This is a genomic window from Pseudoalteromonas sp. XMcav1-K, assembly GCF_044005875.1.
Classification (GTDB): domain Bacteria; phylum Pseudomonadota; class Gammaproteobacteria; order Enterobacterales; family Alteromonadaceae; genus Pseudoalteromonas; species Pseudoalteromonas spongiae.
On the sequence record NZ_JBIPJE010000047.1, the window covers coordinates 45,733 to 58,727 of the forward strand.

Sequence of the window (12,995 nt, forward strand, 5' to 3'; positions counted from 1 at the left end):
TCAGTCGATGTCGAACTTTTTATCAAAACGAGAGATTTGTAAAATTTTCTTAATTTGAGGTCTGCAATTTGTAATATGAATACTGCTCACAGAGTCGCCTAACGACTTTTTCATATTTAATAACATTCCCAGTGCCGAACTATCCATGTAATCGGTTTCACGTAAGTCGATAATTACTTTTGGAGTACTTACGCCAACATCGGCATATGCGCTCCTAAATGATTGTACTAAGTTAAAGTCAAACTTGCCTTTAATCTCAATCGTAAATAATTTGCCATCTGGCGATAGAGCCTTATTCAAACTCATTTAATTCTCCTTGGAATGTCCTAATGCCTGCTAAATTTACGCCATTCGCTTTACTTAAATTAAGTACTTAACCCGCTAATTTGCAAATATTATCTTAAAAAAACTAAAAATAAATTGAACAATAATATGGTTGCAAAATTATGATAAACTTGCGTCATGCGTATTTACTTGGATTTATTATGTCAGACTCAAATTTAGTCTATTCCACAGAAACCGGAAGAATAAAACAGCCAAAAGAAGCACCTGAGCTCGATGTAAAATTATTTAAAGACGGTGCGGTGCGTATTGAACGCCAAACAAAAGGACGAAAAGGCAAAGGAGTGATGCTCGTTGTTGGAATTGATCCAAGCGCTCATGACTTAAAGAAGCTAGCCAAAACTTTAAAGTCTAAAATGGGTCAAGGTGGTGCAGTCAAAGACGGTATCATTGAAATTCAAGGCGATGACCGCGATAAGTTGAAGGGTTTGCTTGAGCAGCAAGGCTTCAAGGTGAAAATTGCAGGCGGATAATAGACATTGCTTGGTGATGGCAGCTAGCCATCACCAAATTAAACGCTAAAAGTGTATACCTTTCATTTTATCTATCATCAACGAAATCTCATGTTCTGGTACCGGCTTACTGTAATAATAACCTTGTACTACATCACACTTATTCAGCTTTAAAAACTCAATTTGTTCATCGCTTTCAACGCCTTCAGCAACCAGCTCTAAATTAAGCTTTTGCGCCATAGCGATAATTGCTGCAGTAATTTCCATATCATTGCTATCTTCTGGAATATCTTTAATAAATGAGCGGTCAATTTTTAAGATATCCAGTGGGAAGCGTTTTAAATAACTGAGTGACGAGTATCCCGTACCAAAGTCATCTATCGACAACGATAGCCCAAGCGATTTTAATTGATGCATTTGCTTAATAGAGCCTTCAACATCGCCCATTAGCATACTCTCAGTTAATTCTAGGTGCACGCGCTCAGGCACGATACCTGTTTTCTTAATCACCTTTTCTAGTAAAGGAATTAGACTCGTATCTTTAAATTGGCGTGCTGATAAATTAATAGAGATGCTGCTCTCATGATCTTTAAGCGCCATACGCTGAGCAAATGCACACGATTCCCACAATACCCACTCACCTAATTCAACAATTAACCCAGTTGTTTCAGCAATTGGAATAAACTTATCTGGCGCAATATGCCCAAGTGTTGGGTGGTGCCAGCGGATCAGTGCTTCAAAACCGACTATCTTCTCGTTGGTAATATCAATTTGCGGTTGATAATAAAGCTCGAACTGTTGTTCTTTAATCGCTATGCGCAGTTCATTTTCAATAAATAATCGCTCTTTTGCCGCGGCATCAAGGGTGTCGTTATAGAAGTAATAAGTGTTTTTACCTAACGCTTTTGCTTCATACATTGCAAGATCGGCATGTTTCAGTAACACATCTTCTTCAGGGCTTTGATCCGATGCCATTGTAATACCGATACTGGCGCTAACAATCACCTCGTTACTACCTAAGCGAATTGGCTGGCTTAAGGTATTTTGGATGGTGAGTGCCACTTCTGTGGCTTTTTCGCGGTCATCGATACCACTGAGCAACACAGCAAACTCATCACCACCAAGACGGGCAATGGTATCTTCAGCTCGAAGACGCTTTTGTAGGCGTTGTGCTACTTCCAACAGCAGTTGGTCACCCGCATCATGGCCTAATGTATCATTGATACGTTTAAATTCATCTAAATCAAAATAGAACAGAGCAAACGAGTAATGGCCGCGCGATGCTAAGGCTAAAGATTTTTTAAGCTGCATTCTAAATAACGCACGGTTGGCAAGCCCTGTTAGCGTGTCGTAATACGCCAACTGTTCCATTTTGCGCTGACTTTCTTTTACAAAGGAAATGTCTTGCGCAGAAGCAACATAGCTATAAACTTTGTGGTTATCATCGCGAATTGGTGAAACAGATAACGACACCCAAAGTGCACGTTTGTCATTGTTATGCAGTAACGTGTCACCTTTCCAGTGATGGCGCGAAAGTAAGTCCTGAACGATATCCTCAACCAAAATCATCATATCGGGTTCCATTAATACAAGTAATGGTTGTCCAATAAAATGACTTTTCTCAAACCCTGTCATTTCAAGCAATTTAGGGTTCACGTATTCAATATTGAGATTTTCATCGGTAATTACGATAGCTGAACCAGAGAATTCAACGGCTTTTGATAATCTTCTTGCGCGCTGCTCTGCTTGCTCTTTTTCATCTAGCTCTTGGCGTAAATCACGCATGGTCTTTTCGAGCTTGCCTGCCATTGCGCCAAACTCAAAATTGAGCAAGCCGATTTCGTCTTTGTTAACCGTTAGGTTTTGCGCCGTAGTAAATTGCCCTCTTGCAACTTCTCGCGAGCTTGCAACCAATGCTTTAATACGTTTAATTACTAAATGAGAAAGCGTTTGATGCAGCAACAATACGACCAACACAGCATATAAAATAAACAAGCCAAAAAACTTTACTTCTATTTCATCAATCGCCGAAAGTGCTTCAGAATGGGTTTTATAAACACCAATATACCAATCAAAATCACTAAACTTTTTGATGCTGAAAATATGCTTGCTGTCGTCAATGGCAAATTCACCCTGCAACTCATGACGCTGACTTGTTAATAGTTGGTCTACTTGATTACGCAATTCATCTGGTAACTGGTTTTTAGTATCCAACGAATCGTTCATGCTGCCGCTGAGGCGATTGATAATATCTGTTTTACCTTCAAACTGAATAATTTGTCCTTTGCCGTTTAACACAAACAGCTTGGCATCACCCACTTTGTCAGGGAACATCGCCTGCAGCTTTGGCAACTCAATATCACTGCCAGTAACGCCTTTAAATTCTCCGCCATAATGTAACGGTACAATAAGGCTAATAACCCAGCGCTCCCAAATGTCATCATAATAAATGGGGGTCCAGGTTGCTTCTAAGTTAGGGTTAAATTCAGGCGTTCCAATTTCGTAAAAAACATCCTGCCTAAAGTCATGGCTTGCCGGCACATTTAACGCCCAGTTTGGTGGCGATATGCGAATAAAACGGTCTTGGCTAATAAAGTAAAAATTAAAAAAGGTTTCGTCGGTTAAAATCGGCGCGATTTGCGACCATACTTTTTCTGTTTGCGAAAAAATACGTTTATATTCGTGACTATAGCTTTGCTGAGGAAGGAAAGCCGCAGAACGAACACCCGCAACATTGGTACTTGAAGAGCTGCGAATACTGCCGTCTTTACCAAAAACCAACTTACTCGGCACGATTTTTTCAGCAAGCGCGCTTTCGGAATAAAGGGCTTCTGTAACTATGGTATTGGCATCAATTGCGATGCGCTTTTTCTCATTAAGTAGGTTTTCAAAACGGCTAACAAATGGCTTCGATAACTCTGTTAGCACACCAAACTCTTCAAAAAGCAGTTGTTTGCGCTCAGATTTAACCATCAAGTACGCAGCAGATAATCCAGCTATTAAACAAATGGCTGATATTAATATGGATAACTTGGTACTAAGTGCGTTAATGCCAAAACTCGCATCCAAATGTTTAGAGTTCACAATGTAACCTTACTTCTGCTGCAACTCGTTGATTGTGGTGCTTGGAACTATAAAAGAATCTCACTAATTTCTACACCTTTTTTTCGGTTTATTGCAAAAAAGCCATAATAAATAATGAAAAAATCTGTTTTGGCATAAGTTACTCTCAATTTACTGTTGACTTTAACAACACTTATTTCTAAATTCGGGTATATGAACAAATTAATCTTTAACTTTAGCTTCTTTTTTCACCATCCGTAACTCGGGAGGCGACTTTGTCACGAACAAGCTAAAGTCAAACTAAACCTCCCACTGGGAGGTTTTTTTTTGCAATTGGGAATGAGGAAAAGAAAATGTCCAATGCACTTGAGTCCCTACGTCGGGATATCAATGAGATAGACTCGGAGTTACTAGTCTTACTCGCCAAAAGACGTCGCGTCAGCCACGGCGTTGTTGAGTATAAAATTGCCAACAACAAACCGATCCGTGATGAGCAACGTGAACAGGCGTTACTAGAAAAACTCATTAGTTATGGCAGTTCACTGGGGCTTGACGGTTATTACGTAAATCGTGTGTTTCAAACCATCATTGAAGATTCTGTACTGCATCAACAAGCAATGTTGCAGCAGAACCTAAATCCAGATCTGCACACAGAAACGAATCGCGTTGCTTATTTGGGTGGTCAGGGCTCATACAGCCAGCTTGCATGCCATAAATACTTCAGTCGTCGCCCTGGCAAACTTGTTGAACTAGGGTGCAGTAGCTTTAATGAAATCACCAATAAAGTAGAAACTGGACAGGCCGATTTTGGTTTATTACCAATCGAAAATACCTGCTCAGGCAGTATTAACGAAGTATATGACCTATTGCAGCACACACAGGTATCGATTGTTGGCGAACTAACACAAGCGGTAGAACATTGTTTAGTAGCAAGCCCGGGAGTTGCCATTGAAGAAGTGACGAAAATATACGGTCACCCGCAACCATTTGCTCAATGCAGCCAATTTATTAGTAATTTAAGCGGCGTACAACTGGCCTACAGCGACTCAACATCAAGCGCACTGAAAGAAGCGCTACAAGATGATGCAGGTGCTGCAATCGCATCTGAAGACGCAGCTCGCAAGGCTGGATTAGTGGTACTTGAGCCTAACCTCGCCAATCAAAGCCATAACCACAGCCGCTTTATTGTTGTTGCGCGTAAAGCAGTTAAAGTATCTAAGCAGATCCCGACTAAAACAACATTAATTATGGCAACTAAGCAGTCAGCCGGTGCGCTTGCTGATGCACTGATGATTTTCAAACAGCATAACATTAACCTAGTAAAATTAGAGTCTCGCCCAGTACCGGGGAATCCATGGGAAGAAGTATTCTATGTTGATCTAGAAGCAAACATCGATTTGCCAGAAGTTAAAAAAGCGCTAGATGCGCTTAAAGAAGTGACTGCCTACATTCGTATTCTTGGTTGTTACCAAAGTGAAACGTTGAGCGCCGTAAGCGTTGCAACTGAATAAAAAAAGGGGCGCTAAGCCCCTTTTTAATAATCTAACACTTTCGCGTCATTTGCCTTACTCAATAACGCTTTGCTTTGACTTAAAAAGGTACTGGCAGAATCTGAAAAAAAGGTTTTTGCAGCGGCAAAGTCATCAATTAATCCCGCTTTATCATTTTCCTTCAATTTTTCAAAGGTTTGTTGGAAAACCTCACAATACTCTTTCATCAAAGGTGCGACGTCTTCAAATTGCGCTAACATAATATCGCTGTAAAGCTCTGGCGACTGTGCAAATAAGCGCCCTACCATCATTAATTCCAAGTGATAAATAGGCGAAGAGCAAGATTCTATTTCTTCAAGGCTATGGCTTTGTTTCGCCAAAAATTGACCATAAACAAAGGTCGTTAAGTGGCGCATTACCTGCACAATTTGCATCGCTTCATCGTGCTTTTTAGCATCCATAGACACTAAATTACAACCCCACACGGTAAGCTGTTCAAGTAAGGAACTCGCTACGTCACAGGGCTTATTTTGACAAACAACAACGGTTTGCTTTACCCAATGAGGAATATCGGGACCAAACATCGGGTGTAATGCCAGTACCGGTCCTTGATGGTGAATTTCCATCGCTTTGAGTGGTGATGATTTAACGCTGGTAATATCAACCAATAAACACTCAGGGTGTAGTTTTGGCATATCTGCAATAACTGATTCAACCGCATGAATTGGCACAGAGACAATCACGCAACGTGCTTCAGATAACAAACTATCACGCTCACTTTGATTATCTTTATCAAGCACGTTCACCTGATAACCCGAGCGCTCTAACTGACGCATGAACAATTGGCCCATTGCACCTTTACCACCCACTATCACCATTGGCGATAAGTGCGGCGCAACGCACGCTAAACCGAGTTGTTGATTTTGGTAAGATTCACGCATAAGTCGACGCAATACATCCTCGACTAATTCTGGGCTTACCCCAGCAGCAATTGCTTGTGATCGCCGTGCATCAATTAATTCGGTTTCTCGCGATGGTACATAAACGGGTTGACCTTGTTGTTGCTTATAAGCGCCAACTTGAGCTGTGATATGATTTCGTTTAGCTAATAGTTCAACAAGTTGCCTATCACATTCATCAATTTGATCTCTTAACGTATTCAGTGCGCCCATTACAAAGTAAACCTTTCTTTACAGCAAGTAAATTAATATATACAAAATAATATCAAGCTATCTCGCTGAGTAAAAGTGTTAAAATTAAATACGTTATACAAGTTAGCTATTTAGCCCATATTTAAGAACTCTTTCTAGGGTGTTAGCTTTCTTGTTAGATACAGCGCGGAATTTTTAACAGACTTAGGACATTAAGTTCTGGAGTCGCTATTTTTAAGAGGTTATTCCACATCAATAAACCTGAATATCACATGCAAATATTCAGCTCACCAACGATGTTGCCTAAATCAGATAATACAAATATCACAATTTCAAGTAAGTGAATCAGCAAACCTCTCCACAGTATAGTTAGTAGTGTGCGAAGAATTAGAGGCTTGTTGAGTAAATTCGTATTGCTGTGACTACCAAGGTTTGGTGTGTAATTCAATAATACCCGCAACGCACATCAATTAAGAGTTTATCGAAGTTAATAATGAGTTGAATCTGGTAGGCTTGTGTAGATACGTTCTTTGTTTGATAGGTAATTTTTTGTTTTATAAAAACAAAACAGGCTGAGCAAAGCTCAGCCTGTTTAGATTCTGAAAGTTCAGACGTATTAGTTAAGTTTTTCTTTAATACGTGCAGACTTACCAGAACGCTCACGTAGATAGTAAAGCTTAGCACGACGAACTGCACCGCGACGCTTGCGCTCGATGCTGTCGATTAGTGGGCTGTGTGTTTGGAAAACACGCTCTACACCTTCGCCGCTTGAGATCTTACGTACAGTGAAAGAAGAGTGAAGACCACGGTTACGCTTAGCGATTACCACACCTTCGAACGCCTGTAGACGCTCTTTGTTACCTTCTTTAACACGTACTTTAACAACTACTGTATCACCAGGGCCGAACTCTGGTACGTCAGATTTAAGTTGCTCATCTTCAAGCACTTTAATAATATTTTGGTTTACTTTTGCCATTATATTTCTCACATTTCCTAGGAGTAACTGTCTTCTAGCCACAAACATTATGTTCTTGCTGAAATTCAGCGAGTAACCTTGCTTGCTCCTCAGTCAGAGCTAGGTTTTGCAACAAGTCCGGACGTCTAAGCCAAGTTCTACCCAACTGTTGCTTTAAGCGCCAGCGAGCGATTTCTTTATGGTTTCCACTGAGCAATACAGCGGGCACCTGCTTACCATCCAATAATTCTGGCCGTGTATAGTGAGGGCAATCTAATAAGCCGTCAGAAAATGAATCCTGCTCGGCAGACTGATTGTGACCTAACACGCCTGGCACTAAACGAGATACTGAATCGATTAATGTCATTGCAGCGAGTTCGCCACCGGATAATATAAAGTCACCAATTGACCATTCTTCGTCAATGTGTGATTCAATTAACCGCTCATCTATACCTTCATAACGACCTGCCACTAAAATCAACTTTTTATGGTTTGCAAGTTCTTGCGCACCTTGTTGATCTAGCTTTCTACCTTGTGGTGATAGATAGATTACCTTTGCCCCTTCACCCGCTGAAGCTTTCGCTGCATCGATGGCATCTCGCAATGGTTGCACCATCATTAGCATACCAGGGCCACCGCCGTATGGGCGGTCATCCACAGTTTTATGCTTATCAAAAGCATAATCACGCGGACTCCAACAGTTAAAATCGATTAAACCGTTTTTAACTGCGCGACCAGTAACACCTTGCTTTGTTACCGCATCAAACATTTCAGGGAACAGTGAAATAACACCGAACCACATGTGTGCCTGTTGCGACATTTAAAAGCTAGGATCCCAGTCTACGGTAACTTCTTTAGCATCTAAATCCACCTTTAACACTACGCTCTCGGTTAAATATGGAATTAAACGTTCACCTTTTCCAAATCCGTCGTTAGGGTTAGCTTTAACCACTAAAACATCATTAGAACCTGTTTCTAGCATGTCGTCGACCTTACCTAAATCGTAACCTTTATCAGTTACTACAGTAAGACCGATGAGATCTCGCCAATAAAACTCACCATCAGGTAAGTCTGGCAATTGTTCTTCAAAAACAGCAATTTCAGCATTTGTTAACACATTTGCTTGGTCACGGTCTTCAACATTTGCCAACTTGGCGATAAAACCTTTGTTGTGACGACGCCAGTCGACCACTTCAACGGTTTGCCAGTTTCCTTGTTGCCCTATCAACCATGGGCTGAAATCAAAGATCCCTTCGGGATCATCAGTAAATGAATGAACCTTAAGCCAACCCTTAATGCCGTAAGGGGCGCCGAGTTTGCCTGCTATAAATTTGGCTTGCTCTTGACTCATGGTTACATTACGCCTATTAAGCCGCTTTACGAGCGTCTTTAACTAACTTAGCTACACGATCAGAAAGACCTGCACCTTGACCTACCCAGTGATCTACACGATCAAGGTCTAGGCGAAGTGATTCTTCTTGACCACGAGCTAGTGGGTTAAAGAAACCTACTTTCTCGATGAAACGACCATCACGCGAGAAACGGCTATCCGCAACCACGATTTGATAGAATGGACGCTTCTTAGCGCCGCCACGTTGCAAACGAATAGTTACCATACCGTCCTCTACATAGATTGATTGATTTCATTAACATAAAAACTAATTTTACTTCCCTAACGGGAAGCCCGAGAATTGTACGAATTTTTACTCTGATTGCAAGTTAAAATGCACTCTTTTGGCTACTTTGTGACAGTTATACCAACATCAATACAAAAAAAGCACCAAAACTGGTGCTTTTTTAACAACTTTGCAAAGTTTAGAATTTCGGGCCGCCGCCACCCATCATGCCAGGTGGCATCATGCCTTTCATATTGCGCATCATTTTCATCATGCCGCCTTTGCCTTTCATCTTCTTCATCATTTTCTGCATTTGTGTAAATTGCTTTAATAGCTTATTTACGTCTTGCACTTGCGTACCAGAACCTGCAGCGATACGCTTTTTACGAGACCCTTTAATGATGTCTGGGCGCTCACGCTCTTTTGGCGTCATTGAGCTAATGATGGCTTCCATTTGATTAAAGGTTTTATCACCAACTTGGTCTTTAATCGCATCTGGCAAGTTTGACATACCCGGCAGCTTATCAAGCATGCCCATCATGCCACCCATGTTTTTCATTTGGCGTAATTGGTCAGCGAAGTCTTCTAATGTAAAGCCATCGCCCTTCATTACCTTCTTCGCCATTTTTTCAGCTTTCTCTTTGTCGACTTTCATTTCGACTTCTTCAATTAGAGAAAGCACATCACCCATACCTAAAATACGTGACGCAACACGATCTGGGTGGAATGGTTCTAACGCATCAGTTTTTTCACCGACACCAATAAACTTAATTGGCTTACCTGTGATATGACGAATTGATAGTGCAGCACCACCACGGGCATCACCGTCAGTTTTAGTCAGTACAACACCGGTTAGTGGCAGTGCTTCGTCAAATGCTTTTGCGGTATTCGCAGCATCTTGACCTGTCATTGAGTCAACAACAAAGAGTGTTTCTACCGGCTTAATCGCACCGTGTAACTCAATGATTTCTTCCATCATCTCGTTATCAACGTGCAAACGACCTGCGGTATCAACAATTACGACATCGATGAATTTCTTTTTCGCGTGGTCAATTGCGCCATTGGCAATATCGATCGGTTTCTGTGAAACATCACTTGGGAAGAATTCCACATCAACTTCGTTAGCAAGGGTTTCTAGCTGTTTAATCGCAGCTGGACGGTACACGTCGGCACTCACAACTAACACAGATTTCTTTTTGCGCTCTTTTAAGAACTTAGAAAGCTTACCAACACTGGTAGTTTTACCTGCACCTTGCAGACCTGCCATCATGATAACCGCTGGCGGTTGTGCCGCTAAGTTAAGCTCTTCGTTTGCTTCACCCATGGCTTTTTCAAGTTCTTCACGAACGATTTTAATGAAAACCTGACCTGGGCTTAAACTTTTAGTGACTTCAACACCTACAGCACGTTCTTTAACTGTTTTTACAAATTCACGCACTACCGGTAAGGCTACATCCGCTTCGAGTAGTGCCATACGCACTTCGCGCAGCGTATCTTTTATATTGTCTTCAGTTAATCGGCCTCGACCACTGATATTTTTCAGGGTTTTACCAAGGCGTTCCTGTAAGTTCTGAAACATTCACGTTAATCCAAACTAATATTTTGCGAGAATTATACCTAAGAAACAGGAATAAAAAAGCTTTGCAACGGTAACTAAAGGTTATTTTCCTATTCTGGGCTAGGCTTTTAGCGATTGATAAAATACAATGAGGTAAAAATTTTAATCGAAACCGATTTTAAACAAAGTCATGAATTTAATTGTTTTAACTGTAATTGCGAGTCTGTTTTATAGCCTTTCCACTATGCATGTGGTGAGTAAGTTATTTGATAAGCAAGGCCCAAATCAAAAGAAGACTTTGTTGCTTAGCACTGTTGCTATTTTGTTGCACCTTGCTGTGATTGTTAATTCGATTTTCACTGAAAGCGGGCAAGACCTCAGCTTTGCCAACGTTGCACTATTAATATGTTGGCTAATTGTGGTGTCGGTAACGACCGTTTCCTTGCGCTTTCCTGCCACCTTATTACTGCCGGTTGTGTATGGCTTTGCCGCAATTTTATTAATCGCCAGTTTATTTATTCCGCATCATGTTATTTTGCAATCGGTTAATTTTGAATTCGGATTGGTGTCGCATATTTCGCTTGCCTTTATGGCCTACTGCGTGCTGATTATTGCGACTTTATACGCAATTCAATTTTACTTTATTAATCGCCGTTTAAAGCAAAAAGACATGTCGATAGTGACCAGTCACTTACCGCCTTTAATGCTGGTAGAAAGGCAGTTATTCCACCTGGTTTCAATGGGCTCGTTGCTACTTACATTTGCCCTCGCAACAGGCTTTTTATTTATCGATAATATGTTTGATAAAGGCTATATCCATAAAACAGTATTATCGTTACTTGCCTGGGCGTTATTTGTCACTGTTGCGTGGGGCCACAAGTACCGTGGCTGGCGCGGCAAAAGCAGTGTAATTACGACAATTTGCGCGGCAACATTACTTACGCTTGCGTATTTTGGTAGCCGCTTTGTTCAAGAAATTATTTTGGGTAAGTTTTAGTACCTTTGGTACGAATTAGCTTATACAAATAGAGCACTTGACTAATCACCTCAACTAAGAGTTAATACTCTTTCGACAGTTTTTAAAGGATCCCTCATTGGACGCCATATCGACGAGTACTTTATTCATCATTCTTGGTGTATTGATACTACTTTCAGCTTATTTCTCTAGCTCAGAAACGGGCATGATGTCGCTAAACAAATATCGTTTACGACACCTTGAAAAAGAACACCATAAAGGCGCCAAACGGGTTAGCAAGCTGTTACAACGTCCAGATAGACTGATAGGGTTAATCCTAATTGGCAATAACCTTGTTAATATTGCGGCATCATCTGTTGCAACTATTATCGGTATTCGCTTATTTGGTGACGTAATCGGTATTGCCGTTGCCACTTTTGGTTTAACCTTTGTCATTTTGATTTTTGCTGAGGTAACGCCAAAAACATTAGCAGCACTGTATCCTGAGAAAGTGGCCTTTCCAAGTTCATTTATTCTTAACTTTTTACTCAAGTTACTCTACCCGCTGGTTATTTTAGTAAACCTTATAACCAATGGTATTTTAAAACTGTTTGGCATTAGTCCTGAGCAAATTGAAGAGCACAGTTTAAGTAAAGAAGAACTTAAAACAGTAGTGAACGAATCCGCTGCTTTATTACCTGAACGTCACCAAAATATGTTGGTATCGATTCTTGACCTTGAGCAAGTAAAAGTTGAAGACGTAATGGTTCCTCGCAACGAAATTGTGGCGATTGATGTAAACGACGATTGGAAGCTGATTATGCGTCAGCTTACCCATGCACAACATACCCGTGTTTTGCTATACCGTGAAAATATTGACGACACAGTTGGCTTTATTCACGCTCGCGACGCGCTACGTTTACTGACTAAAGAGCAATTTACGAAAGCGACTTTGCTTCGCGCAGTACGTGAAATCTACTACATTCCAGAAGGTACGTCGTTAAACGTACAGCTACTTAAGTTTCAGCAAGCAAAAGAGCGTATTGGTATTGTGGTAGACGAATACGGAGATATTCAAGGCCTCGTAACCCTAGAAGATATTCTTGAAGAAGTAGTGGGTGATTTTACCACCAGCATGACACCAACACTGAGTGAAAACGTGCACCCGCAACAAGATGGTTCATTCTTAGTTGATGGCAGTGCCAACGTGCGCGACCTCAATAAAGAAATGGATTGGGATTTTCCGACCGATGGCCCGAAGACCTTAAGCGGTTTAATTATCGAGTTTTTAGAAGATATTCCAAGCGAAAAAGTCAGTATGCGTATTTCAGGCTACCCTATCGAAATTGTTGAGGTAAATGAAAACACCATCAAGCTGGCGAGAATTATGCCTGAGTATAAGAACTAAGAGTT

General features: G+C 41.0%; 12 protein-coding genes and 1 other annotated feature. Of the genes, 4 read left to right on the forward strand and 8 right to left on the reverse strand.

The annotated features are described in order from the left end of the window. Positions 1-306 carry an STAS domain-containing protein gene (locus ACHSBP_RS15960; protein WP_010560622.1) on the reverse strand — a complete coding sequence of 102 codons (306 nt, stop codon included), beginning with the start codon at positions 304-306 and terminating at the stop codon, positions 1-3. A gap of 179 nt (positions 307-485) precedes the next feature. Between ACHSBP_RS15960 and yciH the strand changes: the two genes are divergently transcribed. Continuing rightward, on the forward strand, positions 486-815 hold the full coding sequence (gene yciH / locus ACHSBP_RS15965; protein ID WP_010560623.1) for a stress response translation initiation inhibitor YciH: 330 nt from the start codon (positions 486-488) through the stop codon (positions 813-815). A gap of 45 nt (positions 816-860) precedes the next feature. On the opposite strand, the gene ACHSBP_RS15970 is transcribed toward yciH, so the two are convergent. After that, complete coding sequence (locus ACHSBP_RS15970) at positions 861-3,878, reverse strand: EAL domain-containing protein (RefSeq protein ID WP_010560624.1); 3,018 nt, start codon at positions 3,876-3,878, stop codon at positions 861-863. 191 nt (positions 3,879-4,069) lie between these two features. After that, positions 4,070-4,186, forward strand: a sequence feature (Phe leader region). 24 nt (positions 4,187-4,210) lie between these two features. Here ACHSBP_RS15970 and ACHSBP_RS15975 point away from each other — a divergent pair. Next, positions 4,211-5,368, forward strand: coding sequence for a chorismate mutase (locus ACHSBP_RS15975; protein WP_010560625.1), 1,158 nt, complete (start codon positions 4,211-4,213; stop codon positions 5,366-5,368). A gap of 23 nt (positions 5,369-5,391) precedes the next feature. Here the strand turns inward: ACHSBP_RS15975 and tyrA are convergent, their stop codons facing one another. The 6 genes from tyrA to ffh form a co-directional block, all read right to left on the reverse strand. Further along, the gene (gene tyrA / locus ACHSBP_RS15980; RefSeq protein ID WP_010560626.1) at positions 5,392-6,519 is read right to left on the reverse strand and encodes a bifunctional chorismate mutase/prephenate dehydrogenase; all 1,128 of its coding nucleotides are present in this window, start codon (positions 6,517-6,519) and stop codon (positions 5,392-5,394) included. 595 nt (positions 6,520-7,114) lie between these two features. After that, complete coding sequence (gene rplS / locus ACHSBP_RS15985; protein ID WP_010560627.1) at positions 7,115-7,474, reverse strand: 50S ribosomal protein L19; 360 nt, start codon at positions 7,472-7,474, stop codon at positions 7,115-7,117. Positions 7,475-7,508: 34 nt separating this feature from the next. After that, on the reverse strand, positions 7,509-8,255 hold the full coding sequence (gene trmD / locus ACHSBP_RS15990; protein WP_010560628.1) for a tRNA (guanosine(37)-N1)-methyltransferase TrmD: 747 nt from the start codon (positions 8,253-8,255) through the stop codon (positions 7,509-7,511). Positions 8,256-8,273: 18 nt separating this feature from the next. Continuing rightward, complete coding sequence (gene rimM / locus ACHSBP_RS15995) at positions 8,274-8,804, reverse strand: ribosome maturation factor RimM (RefSeq protein WP_010560629.1); 531 nt, start codon at positions 8,802-8,804, stop codon at positions 8,274-8,276. A 16-nt stretch (positions 8,805-8,820) separates the two neighbouring features. Beyond that, positions 8,821-9,069: a 30S ribosomal protein S16 gene (rpsP, locus tag ACHSBP_RS16000; RefSeq protein WP_010560630.1), complete on the reverse strand. Its 249-nt coding sequence runs from the start codon at positions 9,067-9,069 to the stop codon at positions 8,821-8,823. Between the two features lie 199 nt (positions 9,070-9,268). Continuing rightward, positions 9,269-10,648, reverse strand: coding sequence for a signal recognition particle protein (gene ffh / locus ACHSBP_RS16005; RefSeq protein WP_395389596.1), 1,380 nt, complete (start codon positions 10,646-10,648; stop codon positions 9,269-9,271). Between the two features lie 169 nt (positions 10,649-10,817). On the opposite strand from ffh, the gene ACHSBP_RS16010 reads away from it, so the two are divergent. Together ACHSBP_RS16010 and ACHSBP_RS16015 are read left to right on the forward strand one after the other, a co-directional pair. Continuing rightward, the gene (locus ACHSBP_RS16010; RefSeq protein WP_010560632.1) at positions 10,818-11,624 is read left to right on the forward strand and encodes an inner membrane protein YpjD; all 807 of its coding nucleotides are present in this window, start codon (positions 10,818-10,820) and stop codon (positions 11,622-11,624) included. Positions 11,625-11,721: 97 nt separating this feature from the next. Continuing rightward, on the forward strand, positions 11,722-12,990 hold the full coding sequence (locus tag ACHSBP_RS16015) for an HlyC/CorC family transporter (protein ID WP_010560633.1): 1,269 nt from the start codon (positions 11,722-11,724) through the stop codon (positions 12,988-12,990). The last annotated feature ends 5 nt before the right edge of the window (positions 12,991-12,995 follow it).